The following is a 15655-nucleotide window of genomic DNA, read 5'->3' as shown; positions in this document are numbered from 1 at the left end:
CCCCGACGCCTCCATCAAAGAGCACGCCTATATGCAACGGTCTCCGAAAACCGCATGTCACTCCGAATCAAACGACATGTCGCCCGAACCGACCTTAAAACGATACGTGGCAGACTTATCACCGTTGTCGAATTCAAGATTCAATATGGTCTCGCCATCGTAGCCAAGCGGAAGGAAATCGCTCTCGAAGTCACCGCTGCCCACGGTAAGGCTCGCCTTAAAGCCCGTAGAGTTCGGAACCGTTATCTCCACATCGCCCGAGTCCACGCTTACGTCCATCGACTTCGCGGGGGCCTGGTAGAGCTCGAACGTCGCATCGCCCGAACCTACCTTGGCATTCAGGGCGTCGGTTACAGTGCCCGCAAACTCAACGTCTCCCGAGTCCAACGTCAGGTTGAGGTCATGGCACGCAATGTCCGTGACCGTCAGGTCTCCCGATTCTACATTCGCTGTAATGCCCACCATGTTATCGGCAACTTCGCGCGGCAGTTCGACGGTTACCGTGCGGTCAATGGCGCGCTCGTCATCGCAATCGAACTGGCGAAGCTTGAGCGTAGAACCCTTAACCTCGGCCAGATTCTGGGTTGCCGCATCGTAAGCAGCTACTCCTTTTGCGACGCGGCCACTCTCGATGACACGTACCGGCCCGTCGGAAACGCATTTGATCTCAACCGTACCCGACGTCACATCCAAGTCAAGGGATGTGAACGCGTCGGCATCAAACGTTTCCTTCGAAAGCTGTTGAGGCCGAGCGGAATAGTTACCGCTATTCAAGGAATCGTCCTCGTCAAACGCATCGCCCATACCAGACAAGCCGGATACAACATCGTCGAAATCCCACGGTCCATCAAAATGAATCAAAGTCCACGAAGTGCCGAAGACAAGTCCGATGATAAGCACAAACGCTCCGATGCCGACGCCCAAGCGCCTCTTAGACTCATGCGAGAGCTTCATCATTCACCACCTTCTTTGGCACTCGGCTCAGCGGTGGCCGCGGCAGCCATGTCAGCGTCAACCGCAGTGGAAACGTCCTCCCCCTTAGTCCTAGCGACCGCCGGCGCCGGACCAACCTGAATATCCCCGCGCGCCCAATCGCCATCGAGCGCACGTGCCACCCAGTGATAGATGGGGATCGTAAAGAAAATCAGCGCGGCAAAGGGGCCGGCGCCAAACGAGAACATCAGCAAAAAGAACAGCAGCCAGCACACGGCCCAATACGGGAACGACTGGAACGGGCCCTTCACCGGAGTCGAGCCAACTGCGCCGCCACTCGTCACCTGCGCCGTAGCGGCATTGGCGGCTTGTGCACTCCAGCTTGCCGCTTGCGCCGCCTTGGCGGCGGCATCACTCGCCTGCGTTGCCGCCTCGGTAGCACGTGCCGCCGCCTCATGGGTACGGGCGCGCTCCGCTGCCTCGGCCTCGCGCTGACGGGCGCGGTCCTCGTTCTCAAACTCGATATCGTCCTCGATCTCATCGCTCGGATTGAGGAGCTCGTCCAGGCTCACGCCATAGAGTTTTGCGAGCGAGATCAGGTTCTCGGTATCGGGCGAGCTCTCCGCGCGCTCCCATTTACTGACCGCCTGGCGCGACAGTCCCAGCTTTCGTGCAAGCCCTTCTTGGCTAAAACCCTTGCTGCGACGAAGGTCGGCGAGCCGCTGCGCAGTTTCTACATTCATGGTTCCTCCTATGTGATGCCAGCCGTGCCGCCGGACCGTTTTTGTTCTTAAGGCGCCTTGCACAGTTAAAAATCTATCCGCCACCGCCAAAAGCATGCCACCTATTCTAGTGAGATTTTTGACAACCGGCGGTTGCGGGCACATATGAGCTGCGGAAATGTGTCCAAACAAAGCAATGACCCGCAGCTCGGTTGTCCCCGTTGCAGCGTTAACGGTAGTATGGTCGTACTGTTTATTCCGCACCGCCAACGGAGGGAGTCCCGCGCCGTGAACCGCGATTTCGCCTCATCGCTCATCCAGCTCAACAATACGTTCTATCGCGAGCACTCCGCCTCCTTTTCCGATACACGCCAGGCTCCGTGGCCCGGCTGGGTGCGCACTATGGACATCGCACTCGGGCAGCTCGATGTAGCCACGATAGAGCATCCCGTCCGCGTCTTCGATCTTGCCTGCGGCAATATGCGATTCGAGAACTTTGCCGCCGGCGGCACGCTGGCTGCCAAGGGCGTCGACGGCGCGAGCCCCTCGGCAGATGCCAACTGCCCATTTGAGTTCTATGGTGTCGACTCGTGCCAGGACCTGGCCATCGATGCGCGCGGCCACGCCCTGCGCATCCCCAACCTGCACTTCCAGGAGCTCGATGTGCTCGATGCCCTCATGAAGCTCAACCCCGCCGAGACACCCGACGTGCTTTTCGACGCCCCGCTCGCCGACATCTCGGTCTGCTTTGGCTTTATGCACCACGTGCCGTCGTGCGAGTACCGCGTACGCGTGCTCGACGCCCTGGTGCGTCAGACGCGCCCGGGCGGCATCATCGCCATCAGCTTTTGGGAGTTTATGAACGACGAGCGCATGGCGCGCAAGGCCGTTCGAGCCGAAGCCCGCGCCGAGCTCACCCCGCCGTTTGAGGGTTACGATTCCGCGCAGTTTGAAGCCGGCGACCACCTCATTGGCTGGCAAAACGACCGCCACGCCTACCGCTATTGTCATCACTTTGACGATCAACAGATCACCGACCTGGTGCGCGGCGTCCGAACGTTCTACAAGAGCGGCGAGGTCCCCGTGCGCGAGCTTGAGCGCTTCCATGCCGACGGTCGCAGCGGCGATCTCAACCGCTATGTGATCCTCAAGCGCCTGTAGGCACCGACGACTCGCCGCCGAGCCACACCGCAACTTTCGGGCAAATCGCCCCCCCTCTAACCCATTACCGGAACGTGCAGCCACACGTTCCATACCTATGACCAAGGAGCCTCATGGGAGCCGTCCACGTTCGCACGCCTAAGAACTTTGTGCTCGAAGAGCGCCTGGAGCGCTACGCCGATGCGATTGAGACGAACCCCGAGGCCTATGCCGGAGATTGGCGCAAGTCTTGCGCACCAGTTGGTGGCGCGTCCTTCACCCGCCTTCATCTAGATCTGGGCTGCGGCAAAGGCACCTATCTGGTTGAGCGAGCCCACTGCGAACCCGACACCCTCTTTATCGGCATGGACCAGGAGCCCATCTGCATCGCCTATGCCGCACAGAAAATCTGCGAGCAGGAGCTGTCCAACGCACTCGTCCTGCCCCGAGGTGCCGCATCGCTGCCGCAGCTGTTTGCCGCAGGCGAGCTCGATGCCATCTCCATCAACTTTCCCACGCCGCAGCCCAAGGCCAAGTACGCCAAAAAACGACTCGTCCATGTCGACCATCTGATGCTCTATCGCCCGCTCTTTGCAGCCGGCGCCACCGTCACACTGCGATCCGACAGTAAGCCATTGCGCGACTACGCCCTGGGGCAGTTTGCCGCGGCCGGCTACGACACGCTTTGGGTAAGCGACGACGTCCGCCGCGACCATCCCGAGCATCCCGAGACCGAGTACGAGCGCCGCACGCGCGAGATGGGTGCCGTCGTCTATGGCATTTGCGCCACACCCGGCGAGCAGCCTACCGAAGAGCAGCTCGCAGCAGGCCGAGCGCAGGAGCAAAGCCTTGCGTGCTATCTGCCCGAAAACCTCGATGAGCTCACCTATGTACCTCTGGGTATGGAAGAGGCCGTCGAGAACTTTAAGAACCGCGCCCGCAAGGGCAAGAAGCGCCTGCCGCAGGAGTCATAGGGGCTTTTGGCGGTCGCTACGCCGGCAACCAAGCGGCAAATAGGCGCCGACGGACGGTCCTCAAATCTAAGTGAGTAGACTTTTTGGCAATAGCCGAGCACAGTCTGCATAGGAAGAAATAAAACCGCAGGTAAAGCCCTTGCGCAAAAGTCATGTGCTCGCGATATTGCAAAAAGTCTACTCACTTAACTGACAACTGCACCAAACGGCCGGGCAGAACGCCCATTTCCTGCATTTTCTCGCGCGCTGGCACCCCGCGCCGCCGCTACGCCATAATAGTTGGCGGACAATCGCGAGAGAAAGCAAACACATGGCACAGACCACGATAGATACCGCCGCCAGCACCGTCTCTGGCGCCGGCGCCGCCAGCTCATTCTCGGGCGGCACGGGAACCGAAGCCGAATTCGGCTCACTCGGTGCGCTCTCCCCCACCTGGTGGGAGCCCGAGGACGGCAGCGAGCCCGAACCGTGGCTCACGCCCGACCAGGCCTTCGAGCGCTTCTTTGAATGGACGAGCAATCGCGGTATTGAGCTGTGGGACCACCAAGAAGAGGCCCTCATGGACCTGGCTGCCGGCGATCACGTCATTTTGGGAACACCGACCGGATCGGGCAAGTCGCTTGTCGCGCTGGGCATGCTCTTTATGGGCATGGCACAAGGCAAGCGCTGTTATTACACGGCCCCCATCAAGGCTCTGGTCAGCGAAAAGTTTTTCGACCTTGTGCAGGTGCTCGGCCGCGATAACGTCGGTATGATCACCGGCGACACGCATATCAACACCAAGGCGCCCGTCATCTGCTGCACGGCAGAGATCCTTGCCAACGACGCGCTGCGCGAGGGCGAAGATGCCGATGTTGGTTGCGTCGCCATGGACGAGTTCCACTACTTTGCCGACCCCGATCGTGGTTGGGCCTGGCAGGTGCCGCTGCTCACCCTGCCTCACACGCAATTCATGCTCATGAGCGCCACGCTCGGCGATGTCACCGCCATCGCCGCCTCACTCGAGGAGCACACCGGCGCTGCTTGCGACTTGGTTGTCGACGCCCCGCGTCCTGTTCCGCTGAGCTACGACTATGTGACGACCTCCCTCGAGGGCACGGTCGAGCTCGCCATGCGCCGTGGCGAGGCCCCGCTCTATATCGTGCACTTTAGCCAGGATGCCGCCCTTGCGACGGCACAGTCACTTGCCAATTTTGGCATCGCCAGCAAGGAGCAGCGCGAGGCCATTAAGGAAGCCGCCAAGGGCACGAGCTTCTCGACGGCCTTTGGCAAGATTCTCAAACGCCTGCTTGGATGCGGCGTCGGCGTGCACCATGCTGGCATGTTGCCGCGCTATCGCCTGCTGGTCGAGCGCCTGGCGCAGCAGGGCCTGCTGCCCGTCATCTGCGGCACCGATACGCTCGGCGTCGGCATCAACGTACCCATCCACACCGTGGTACTCACCGCGCTCACCAAGTTCGACGGCTACAAGATGCGTCGTCTGCGCGCCCGCGAGTTCCATCAGATCGCTGGTCGCGCCGGTCGCTCGGGCTTTGACACCGAGGGTATGGTCATCGCCGAGGCACCCGAGCACGAGATCGAGAATGCCAAGCTTATGGCCAAGGCGGGCGACGACCCCAAGAAGCTCCGCAAGATTAAAAAGAAGAAGGCCCCCGAGGGCTTTGTCACCTGGAACAAGCAGACCTTTGAGCGCCTGATCGAGACGCAGCCCGAAACGCTCAAGCCGCGCCTTCGCATCACACACTCCATGGTAATTAGCGTGGTCGAGCAGGGCGGCGACGCTCGCGCCCGCGTGCACGACCTCATCGAGACAAGCCTGCAAACGCCCGAGGAAAAGGCTAAGCTCGAGGTTCGCGCTGACGAAATCTTCGCCACGCTCATCGACTCCGGCGTCGTCGTGCGCACCGAGGTGCCGCCCGCACCCGATGCTCCGGCTGACGCCGCGCCGGACATCGACTACGCGCTGACGGTCGACCTGCCCGAGGACTTCGCGCTCGATCAGCCGCTCTCGCCGTTCTTGCTTGCCGCGTTGGAGCTGCTCGACCCCGAGAGCGAGACCTATACCATGGATCTAATCTCAATGGTCGAGGCAACGCTCGAGGATCCCAAGCAGGTGCTGCGCGCACAAGAGCGCGCCGCACGCGATCGCGCTATGGCCGAGATGAAGGCCGACGGCGTCGACTATGAGGAACGCCTGGAGCGCATCCAGGATGTCACCTACGAAAAGCCGCTCGAGGATTTGCTCGACGCCGCCTTTGACAAGTACTGCCAGGAGGTGCCCTGGGCAAACGACTACCAGCTCTCTCCCAAGAGCGTCCTGCGCGATATGCTGGAGAGCGCGAGCGATTTTAAGGGCTATATTCAAAAGCTCGGCATCGCCCGCTCCGAGGGCATTTTGCTACGCTATTTGGCAGAGGCCTACCGTTCCCTCGACCGCACCGTGCCCATCGAGAAGCGTGACGAGCGCCTGCGTGACATTATCTCGTGGCTGGGCTTTGTGGTGCGCTCGGTGGACTCGAGCCTGGTGGACGAGTGGGAGAACGCCGGCAACCCGGCAGCCCTCGATGCCGCGCCGCCGCAGGGCATCGACGAGGTCGTGGCGGACCGCCGCGGCTGCACGCTGCTGGTGCGCAATGCGCTCTTCCGCCGCGTGACCCTTGCCGCCCGCGAGCACGTGCGCGACCTGGGCGAGCTCGATGAAGACTGGGGCATGAGCGAGGCCCGCTGGCAAAAAGCGCTCGACGCCTACCATGATCAGCACGAGGAAATCCTCACCGACGGAGACGCTCGCAGCTCCGCGATGTTTTCCATCGACGAGAGCGATGAGAAGACGCAGCATGTGTGGCACGTGCACCAGATTTTTGCCGACGAGGACGGCGACCACGACTTTGGCATCATGGGCGATGTCGATCTGGACGCCACGCAGGACGGCGGCGAGGTCATCTTCAAAAACTACCGCGTCGGCTTTATCGAGGACCTGCTCGAGGACTAGCCGAACATACTGGAACGAAACGAAGCGGGGCCGCTGGCAACATCGCCAGCAGCCCCGCTTTTGCACTATACGCTATGCCTTACTCGGCATCCTCGACCTCATACGAATCCGCCTCGGCTGGCTCATCGTTTGCCTCTGTCACAGCCTCGCGCGCTTCGTCAAACGCTGCTTTCATGGTCTTGTTGCCCCACGTGAGCTTGCGAATGGTAAGCTCATCGGCCTTGTTGTGGGCCAGGCGCAGATTCTCGGTGCTGCGGCGCAAATCGTCCTTGGTCTTCTCGAGCTGCTTGATGGCGGCATCGATTTCCTTGATTGCCGACTCGAATTGCTTACTCGCCAGGTTGTAGTTGCGCGAGAAGCCGTCCTTGAACTTCTCCATCTTGGCCTCGAAGTTCGTGACGTCGATATTCTGCTGTTTGTACTCCGCCAGCTCCTGCTTATAGTGCAGCGAACCCATGGCGGCGTTGCGCAGCAGCGTAATCATGGGAATGAAAAACTGTGGGCGAATCACGTACATCTTCTCGTAGCGGTAGCTCACGTCCACGATTCCCGCGTTGTAAAGCTCGCTCTCGGGCTCGAGCAGTGTGCAGAGTACCGCGTACTCACAGCCCTTTTGGCGGCGATCGTGATCGAGTTTCTTAAAGAAGTCCTCGTTTTTGTGTTTGGTCGCAGTCTCGTCGTTCTCATTTTTCATCTCGAACATGATCGAGATGATCTCGTTGCCGCTCGCGTCGCACTCGCGGAAGATAAAGTCGCCCTTGGTGCCCTCGGACGCATCGTTGTCTTTCTCGAAGTACGCATTAGGAAACGCGGTCATACGCAAACGATTGAACTCAGTCTCGCAGTGCTGCTCGAGCGACTCGCCCACCATCTTGGTGGACAGGCGAACCTTCATGTCCTTAAGGCGCTCAATCTCTTCATCCTTGTAGCGAATTAGGTCATCGCTCGCGCGCTTGGCCTGCGCAAGCTCAAGCTCATGTGCTGCCTTGGCCTGTTCCTCGCGAGAATCGCGCACTGCCAGCTCACTCGTCAGCTTGGCACGTGCCTCATCGCGCTCTCGCTCCGCCGCGGCGACCGCCTCTGATAGGTTCATTTTGGCCGTCAGCTCCTGTTCGCGCAGCCGTGCGCGCAGGCCCTCGGCCTCCTGCTCAGACTGAGCCCTTGCGGCGGAAAACTTCTCTTGTACCTTCGCGTGATAGTCAGTAAGCGTACGCTCGGCCTCGCTGCGAGCGGCATCGAGCTCGCGCTGCGACTCGGCAGCAGCAGCGGCAAGCGCCATCTCCTGAGCCTTGTCTGCCGCGGCAAGCTTGGCCTGCAGCTCGGCAATCTGGGCATCACGCGCGGCTACATCGTTTTGAGCAGCGTTGCGCGCCGCCGACTCGGCAAGCTTGGCTTCATCATCCTTGCGTCCCAGCTGCGCACGCAAATTGTCGATCTCACGCTGGAGCTCGGCGTTCTCCTTTTGAGCATCGGCGCGGGCTTCAACCGCCGCGCGCTGGCTTGCGCTCTCGCGCTCCGCGGCAGCGCCCTCGAGCTTGGCGCGTAGCTCGGCAAGCTCCGCATCGCGCTTGGCGAGTTCTTGCGCCAGCTGCTGGGCTGCAGCGTTCTTCTGCTCGACAAGCTGAGCGTCGCGCTGAGACTCCGCCTTTTGCAAAGCAGCCGTCGAGCGCGAGCGCTCAAGCTCCAGCGCCTGCTCGCCCTCGCGCTGAACAGCCTTCACGCGCTCGTCCAGGTCGCGCGAGAACTCGGCGTCGCGCACCTGCTTGACGATATCCGCATAACCGGACGCATCGACCTTAAAAACTTCGCCGCAATGCGGGCACTTGATCTCGTTCATAGCAGCTCCTCGATGGACGCAAATTTCAACCTTCTACACTCTACCGCGCCACGCGGACAAAAAAGGCGCCGCAGCCATAATGGCAACGGCGCCAGATCCACCGCGAGGGTGCCTATCCCTTTTGTGGTGGCTTGGGTCCTTACAGGTCGCGGTAGTCGATCAGGCGAAGATCGGATTGAGACTCAAGCCAAGCGCGAAGCTCGGGGTCGGTCAGCGCATCGACTTCCTTGGTGCGATCGGTCGTAAGCGAGCTGTTCTCCAAGATAAAACGATCGAGATAGCCCGGATGGCACACAAAGACGACCGTCTCGCCGTCCGCCATCTCGCGAACCGTCCGCATAATCGAGTCCTTGGGTTCGTAGCCCGGCTCCATCGAGTGCATCACCATGCGCAGGTCGGTGGCACCGCAACGCACAACCGCCGTGGGGTCGAAGCTCGCCTTCTGTTCCTTAAGGCCCAGTTCCTGAGCAACCGCCGAGATCGCTCGGTTAAGGTTTTTGCTCATGACGGCATGGGCCTCAAAGTAATCGGGTTCGCGGCCCACAATCTCTACAAAGCGGTCATGCTGCGCGCGGATCTCGATGCAGGCCTCATCAAAGTCGATCAGTTCTTCGCCGCGCTTAAAATGCTCGCGGAAGGTACGGCTGCTATGGAAATCACCGCTCTCGTTGAGCATACTCGGAATGAGCTCCGGGTCGGCACACGGCTTGCCCAGGCACACGTTGGTATGCTGGCCCACCGCAATGCCGGCGTCCGCCACGAGCGACCAGCCACGCTCGGCCTCGGGCATATTGGGCATCAAGCCCGCCGAGCGCACCAGACCCTCATTGATGCTGCGGGCAATCCCCAGGTTAACGGCATACGAATAACCGATATCGTCGGCACGAATGAGCAATTGCTTCATAGCGACTCCAATCTATGCAAGGACCACCACAAAGGTGCCTGTCCCATCTTGTGGTGGTTCGAGAATTACAGTCTAAAGAAGTCGAGGATTTGATCGCGACTTACGGGCTTGTAGTCGTTGGCATCGAGACCGACATCGTAGCGAAAGATAGGGCGCTCGCGATCGCGATTGCGCGCGTTGGTGCGGTCTCCCCTGCTGTGAATGTGCCCGTGCAGCATGATGGCGCCGCGCGCCTTGCCATTCCAGCTGAGCATGGGGTAATGGCTCATTACCAGGCGATGGCCCTTAGCGTAACCGGGGGCGACCTCCAGATAATCGCGCACCTCATCCCAAATGTGCGGCGCGTCCGGATCTCCCCAATCGCCATCATGGTTACCACGGATGAGCGTCACGCTCTGGCATTCAATGCGCTCGCGCAGGCGCACTGCCTCCGCCATGGGCAAACGATACGTAAAGTCTCCCAGGATATAGAGGCGGTCGTCCACAGCCACGCACTCATTGATGGCATCGATGACCTTGCGGTTCATCTCCTCGACCGAATCAAACGGTCGATCCACGTCGTGCAAGATATTCGTATCGCCCAGGTGCAGGTCGGCGGTAAACCACATCATCGTCTCTGTCCTCATTTCGCAACGCGTATAAGACCTGTTTAGTATACAGACGCGGTACAGACGCGGCGATGAGACAGTCACCCAAAGAGCCCGCCGAACAGACCTCGGCGACGCTTGTCCTGCTTTTTCGAAGCGTCATCCCGCGCCTTCTTGCCCTGCCGCTTCTTACGGTCCTGCTCCAACTCATCGTCATCGAGTAGCATATCCCACTCAAACGGATCGTCTGTCAGATCCAACAGGTCGTCGCCATCAAACACGTGCGCCTCCATTACCGATTAGAGAGCATCCACAACATAGTTGAGAAGTCTACGGGCCCGTGCGGACACAAATTCATCCTGTCTGCGTCTTTCAATCGTTTGCCGCAACGCTTGCGCGACGGAACGCTTGCAGATAAGATAGGAACACGGATGGCACCCGTGGCAGCGGGTCTTGCCAACTCCGATACACGTTTTCATCGTGAGAAGTGGCCGTCTTCGCTTACGCGGGGGCGGCCACTTTGTTTATCCCTATGTCATCTGATTCTAATGCACAAACATGCGCACGAACTTGTGCTTCCAGTTTGCGTAAGGGGCATAGCGGAACGGCACGTCCAGCCACGTTGCCTTGTTCACGATGCTCTTCTTGTGACTAAACGTATCGAAGCTCTCGCGGCCATGGTACTGCCCCATGCCGCTCGCGCCCATGCCGCCAAAGCCCATATGACTCGTAGCCAAATGCATAATGGTGTCATTAACACAGCCGCCGCCAAAGGGCACGTAGCGCACAAAGCGCTGCTGAGCCGCACGGTCCTGGCTAAAGACATACAGGGCCAGCGGCGTCGGACGATCCGTAATAAACGTCTCGGCCTCATCCAGGTCATCAAACGCCAGCACCGGTAAGATCGGGCCGAAAATCTCCTCCTGCATTACGGCGTCATCGGGGGTCACGCCGTCCAAAATCGTCGGCTCGATCTTGAGCGACGACTCGCGCGCCGTGCCTCCCAGCACAACCTTGTCGGGGTCGATCAGCCCACGCACGCGCGCAAAATGCTTGGCGTTGACGATATGTCCGTAATCCTCGTTATCGAGCGGATGCTCGCCAAACATACGGCGGACCTCCTCCTTGATAAGGTCCAGCAGCTCGTCATGCACGCGCGCATCGACCAGCAGGTAGTCGGGCGCCACGCAGGTCTGCCCCACGTTGAGCCATTTACCAAAGGCGATACGCCGCGCCGCGACCTTCAAGTTTGCCGTCGCATCCACGATGCAGGGACTCTTTCCGCCCAGCTCAAGCGTCACGGGCGTAAGGTTTTTACTTGCGCGCTCCATGACGAGCTTGCCGACCGGAACGCTACCGGTAAAGAAGATCTTGTCCCAGTACTCATCGAGCAGCGCTTCATTTTCGGCGCGCCCGCCCTCGACAACCGTCACCAGGCGCGGATCAAATGCCTCTTCACAGATTTGCCTGAGCACCGCGCTCGATGCCGGAGCATAGGCGCTCGGCTTGATGACCACGGTGTTGCCCGCGGCAAGGGCGCCGGCGAGCGGCTCGAGCGTCAGCAAAAACGGATAATTCCAGGGTGCCATGATGAGCGTGACACCATAGGGCACGGCTTGCGTTTTGCACACGCTTACGGCGTTGGCGAGGTCACACGGACGCAGGCGCGGACGACTCCATCGAGCCACATGTGCAATCTGATGACGCATCTCGGAAAGCGAGGTGCCGATCTCGCACATATAGGCCTCGTCATGTGACTTTCCCAAATCGGTCTTGAGCGCATGGGCGATATCAGTCTCGTGTGCCCGCACCGCCTCGCGCAGGCGCACGAGGGCGCGGCGTCGAGCATCGACATCAAACGTGGCGTGCGTCTTAAAGTAGGCGCGCTGTTCGCCGACAATGCGCGCGATTTCCTCGGTGTTCATGGACCCTCCTAGTTCTCGCCCTCAAACATACCACCCGCGACGACCTCGTACATACGCTCGAGCTCCAAACGATCCATCAAAAGTGGAACGGGGTACAGCGGATTGGCCTCGGCATCGGCATGGGCCGCCATCTCAGGAATGTCGGAGCGGCGAATGCCCGTCACATATTTGGGAATGCCCAAGGCGGCATTCATGCGGTCGACCCAATCGATAAAGGCCTCGGCCGCAAGACTGTCCTGCGCGTTAGCCGGCGCGATACCGGCCATGCGAGCAAGATCGGCAAGCTTGGGGGCGGCGGCGTCACCATAAGCGCGAAGCATGTGCGGCAGGATGATCGCGTTGGCCAAACCGTGCGGAATTCCGTATCGGCCGCCCAGGCTGTGCGCGATGGCATGCACATATCCGACATAGGAGCGAGTAAACGCAACGCCCGCCTTATACGCCGCCGAAAGCATATTGCGACGAGCGCGCATGTCGTCGCCATGCTCATAAGCCTCGAGCAAATTGTCGCGGATGAGCTGGACCGCCTGACGCGCCATCTTACGCGTATAGGGCGTGGTGCTGCGCCCGATAAACGCCTCGACGGCATGTGTCAGAGCATCCATGCCCGTCTGCCCCGTAATGGAGGCGGGCAGGCCGCGTGTAAACTCGGGGTCGTGCACCGCAAAGCGCGGAATAAGCACAAAGTCGTTAATGGGGTATTTGTAGTGCGTCTCGTCATCGGTGATAACCGCCGCGAGTGTGACTTCGCTTCCCGTGCCCGCCGTGGTGGGAACGGCGATGAGCAGCGGCAGGCGACGATGGACACGCAGCAGGCCGCGCATCTTGTTGATGGGTTTGTTGGGTTGCGCGATGCGCGCACCCACGCCCTTGGCACAGTCCATGGCAGAACCGCCGCCAAAGCCGATAATGGCCTGGCAGGCGCGCGCTCGATACAGAGACGCCGCTTCCTCCACGTTTGAGACCGTGGGGTTCGCACGCGTTTCGGCATAGACCGTAACGCCAATCCCCTGAGCCGTAAGCGCACGCTCGAGCGATGCCGTGAGCCCCAAACGTGCAATACCAGGGTCTGTCACGATAAGGACCTTCTGGATCGAGCGCTTTTGAAGCACCGCGGGCACATCCTCGGCATGCTCCAAAATGCGCGGCTCGGTATAGGGCAGCACCGGCAATGCGATGCGAAAAACCGTTTGATACGTTCGGCACCAGGCGCGGCGGGCTAGATGCATAAAGGAAGCTCCTTCATTTGTTGATTGGTCAACATTTGCTCGACCGATTGTACTCGGCGGAGGTCGCACGAGGTCTAGCAATCGTTAATCAATCAACATCTTCACATGCCAAAATTGTTTTATTAAAAATCATTCCTAATAGGCTTCACATTCGGTCTCATTTATGGATAATAGAACTCGTCAAGACGCACGTCCGGAGAGGGCCCTTACGGGACCGGACGAGCGCACAATCGCCATCGATCGAAAGGATCGAATCATGAAGTTTGTTTGCCCCGTTTGCGGTTATGTGGAAGAGTTCGACGGCGACCAGCTGCCCGAGGACTTCAAGTGCCCCCAGTGTGGTGTTCCCGGTTCTCGTTTCCTGAAGCAGGAGGAGGGCCAGCTCGAGTGGGCTGCCGAGCACGTCGTGGGCGTCGCCAAGATGGAGGGCGTCTCCGAGGACATCGTTGCCGACCTGCGCGCCAACTTTGAGGGCGAGTGCTCCGAGGTCGGTATGTACCTGGCCATGGCTCGCGTCGCCCATCGCGAGGGTTATCCCGAGATCGGTCTGTACTGGGAGAAGGCTGCCCACGAGGAGGCCGAGCACGCCGCCAAGTTCGCCGAGCTCCTGGGCGAGGTCGTGACCGACTCCACCAAGAAGAACCTCGAGATGCGCGTTGAGGCCGAGAACGGCGCCACCGCCGGCAAGACCGATCTTGCCAAGCGCGCCAAGGCCGCTGGCCTCGATGCCATCCACGACACCGTGCACGAGATGGCTCGCGACGAGGCTCGCCACGGCAAGGCTTTCGCCGGTCTGCTCAAGCGCTACTTTGGCTAAGCCAGCCGCCTGAGAGATAATCTTTAGCTCGATAAGGCCCGGACCGCATGGTTCGGGCCTTCTTCGTGGGATTATTGCAGCTGCTCTTGAAGAACACTGAGCGACTGAGGGCTCAGGTCGTCGTATTGTATGAGGACGCGAGATGGAGCGTTCTTAGTCGATGCCCGATCAGCCGTCCACAGGCAATCGGCGATGTTGACATAGGAAATACGAGCGTCAGCGAGAGCCTTCGCGAAACTCTCCCCCGCCTTGTCCTCGGCCAGGGCAACAGTGCAGTAAAGGCCCGCATCTGCATGTTCGATCGAGACCTCCCCTGCTGGAAACGCTTTCCGCACAAGCGACGCCAGGCCATCGCGTGTCTCGCGAGCGCGAACGCGGACCCGGTTTACATGGCGCTCGTAATCGCCTGATTCCAGTAAACGAGCCAAAGCGACCTGGTCAACAGAACTCACCGACGAGGCGTAAAAACCAAGGTTGCGCCTAAACCGTTCCATCAGCTCATCAGGCAGGACCATATACGCCAAACGCAGGGCCGACGACAGACTTTTTGAAAAGGTGTTGGTGTAGATGACCGATTGAGCGGCATCGATCGACGCGAGCGCGGGAATCGGCTTGCCGGCCAGACGAAACTCGCAATCAAAGTCGTCTTCGATGAGATATCGACTCGGCCGTTCGGCGGCCCAGCTCAGCAGCGCATAGCGACGTGCAATGCTCGTCACAAGGCCGGTCGGATATTGGTGAGACGGCATCAGGTGAAGGACATCCGCCCCGGTTTTCTGCAGAGCGCTCAAGTCCACGCCCTCACCGTCCAACGGGATATGACGCACTTCGCAACCCATAGCCTGATAGATGCGCGTCAGGCGCAAATAGCCCGGATCCTCAACGGCATATATCTTGTCCGTGCCAAGCAGCTGAACCAACATGGTATCGAGCAACTGGGCGCCCGCACCGATAACGATATTGTCGGGATTGACATTCATACCCCTCGTCCCGCGTAGATGGTGCGCAATCGCACGTCGCAGCCGAGCGGTGCCCTGCGCCGGCGCGGGCGAAAAGATTTCACGTTCGTCTTCGGACATCAGTGTCGCCCGTAGCGCGCTTTGCCAAAGCCGCGCCGCCTCCAAGGCGGAAGGAGAAAGAGCCTCGAACTGCTCGGTCTGTCCGTCGGAATCATGCGCGCTGGGGCCAACAGAGACAGCATCTCGGTCGATATCCCCCGCGGCCAAAGACAAAACCGGCGCATCCGGAAGTTCGCACGCGTAGTAACCACGGCGCGGCTTTGAGCAAATATAACCCTCGGCAAGCAACTGGCTATATGCATTTTCGATTGTAATGACACTAATTCCCAGATGATTGGCAAAGGCGCGCTTAGACGGCAGATGTTCCCCCGCCGCAATGCGTCCAGCTACGATATCATCTCGAATTTGCTGGTAAACATACTCATAGAGCGATGCTTCGCCGCGGTTTTCCAAATTATAGTCAAGCATGAGTTTGTCACCTGACCTTGTCGAGTCATTCAATCTGGCATTAGTCTGACCTTGTTATTATCTCGAAAACTGAGTATTTCGCCATACCCAGCTCCCCGATAGGATGTT

Annotated in this window: 13 protein-coding genes; 4 read left to right on the top strand and 9 right to left on the bottom strand. The window is 59.8% G+C overall.

The window, feature by feature from the left end:
• Nucleotides 1–57: 57 nt before the first annotated feature.
• Nucleotides 58–954: a DUF4097 family beta strand repeat-containing protein gene (locus tag CSV91_RS00535; protein WP_157757963.1), complete on the bottom strand. Its 897-nt coding sequence runs from the start codon at nucleotides 952–954 to the stop codon at nucleotides 58–60.
• Nucleotides 954–1676, bottom strand: a complete 723-nt coding sequence (locus CSV91_RS00530) for a helix-turn-helix domain-containing protein (RefSeq protein ID WP_099431392.1) — start codon at nucleotides 1674–1676, stop codon at nucleotides 954–956. Before CSV91_RS00530 ends, CSV91_RS00535 begins: the two co-directional genes overlap by 1 nt.
• A 267-nt stretch (nucleotides 1677–1943) precedes the next feature.
• Between CSV91_RS00530 and CSV91_RS00525 the strand changes: the two genes are divergently transcribed.
• From CSV91_RS00525 to CSV91_RS00515, 3 genes are all read left to right on the top strand, one after another.
• On the top strand, nucleotides 1944–2816 hold the full coding sequence (locus CSV91_RS00525; RefSeq protein WP_099431391.1) for a methyltransferase domain-containing protein: 873 nt from the start codon (nucleotides 1944–1946) through the stop codon (nucleotides 2814–2816).
• Between the two features lie 113 nt (nucleotides 2817–2929).
• On the top strand, nucleotides 2930–3769 hold the full coding sequence (gene trmB / locus CSV91_RS00520) for a tRNA (guanine(46)-N(7))-methyltransferase TrmB (protein ID WP_099431390.1): 840 nt from the start codon (nucleotides 2930–2932) through the stop codon (nucleotides 3767–3769).
• A gap of 310 nt (nucleotides 3770–4079) precedes the next feature.
• A complete protein-coding gene (locus CSV91_RS00515; RefSeq protein WP_099431389.1) occupies nucleotides 4080–6761 on the top strand; it encodes a DEAD/DEAH box helicase in 2682 nt (893 codons plus the stop codon).
• 79 nt (nucleotides 6762–6840) lie between these two features.
• Here CSV91_RS00515 and CSV91_RS00510 read toward each other — a convergent pair whose 3' ends face one another.
• From CSV91_RS00510 to CSV91_RS00485, 6 genes are all read right to left on the bottom strand, one after another.
• A complete protein-coding gene (locus CSV91_RS00510; protein ID WP_099431388.1) occupies nucleotides 6841–8598 on the bottom strand; it encodes a DUF2130 domain-containing protein in 1758 nt (585 codons plus the stop codon).
• A 139-nt stretch (nucleotides 8599–8737) separates the two neighbouring features.
• Nucleotides 8738–9502 carry a ChbG/HpnK family deacetylase gene (locus CSV91_RS00505; RefSeq protein WP_099431387.1) on the bottom strand — a complete coding sequence of 255 codons (765 nt, stop codon included), beginning with the start codon at nucleotides 9500–9502 and terminating at the stop codon, nucleotides 8738–8740.
• Nucleotides 9503–9567: 65 nt separating this feature from the next.
• Nucleotides 9568–10113 (bottom strand): metallophosphoesterase, encoded by a 546-nt coding sequence (locus CSV91_RS00500; protein WP_232049517.1) that lies wholly within the window; start codon nucleotides 10111–10113, stop codon nucleotides 9568–9570.
• Nucleotides 10114–10190: 77 nt separating this feature from the next.
• The gene (locus CSV91_RS00495) at nucleotides 10191–10370 is read right to left on the bottom strand and encodes a hypothetical protein (RefSeq protein WP_099431385.1); all 180 of its coding nucleotides are present in this window, start codon (nucleotides 10368–10370) and stop codon (nucleotides 10191–10193) included.
• 264 nt (nucleotides 10371–10634) lie between these two features.
• On the bottom strand, nucleotides 10635–12014 hold the full coding sequence (locus CSV91_RS00490) for an aldehyde dehydrogenase (RefSeq protein ID WP_099431384.1): 1380 nt from the start codon (nucleotides 12012–12014) through the stop codon (nucleotides 10635–10637).
• 8 nt (nucleotides 12015–12022) lie between these two features.
• Complete coding sequence (locus CSV91_RS00485) at nucleotides 12023–13243, bottom strand: iron-containing alcohol dehydrogenase (RefSeq protein WP_099431383.1); 1221 nt, start codon at nucleotides 13241–13243, stop codon at nucleotides 12023–12025.
• A 256-nt stretch (nucleotides 13244–13499) separates the two neighbouring features.
• Here CSV91_RS00485 and CSV91_RS00480 point away from each other — a divergent pair, with 256 nt between their 5' ends.
• Nucleotides 13500–14060 (top strand): ferritin family protein, encoded by a 561-nt coding sequence (locus CSV91_RS00480; RefSeq protein WP_022094328.1) that lies wholly within the window; start codon nucleotides 13500–13502, stop codon nucleotides 14058–14060.
• 71 nt (nucleotides 14061–14131) lie between these two features.
• Here the strand turns inward: CSV91_RS00480 and pdxR are convergent, their stop codons facing one another.
• On the bottom strand, nucleotides 14132–15547 hold the full coding sequence (pdxR, locus tag CSV91_RS00475) for a MocR-like pyridoxine biosynthesis transcription factor PdxR (RefSeq protein WP_099431382.1): 1416 nt from the start codon (nucleotides 15545–15547) through the stop codon (nucleotides 14132–14134).
• Nucleotides 15548–15655: the final 108 nt, after the last annotated feature.

This window comes from Collinsella aerofaciens, from assembly GCF_002736145.1.
GTDB lineage: Bacteria > Actinomycetota > Coriobacteriia > Coriobacteriales > Coriobacteriaceae > Collinsella > Collinsella aerofaciens_A.
Note: the sequence above shows the minus strand (reverse complement) of the source record. Positions and strands in the feature narration are given on the sequence as shown.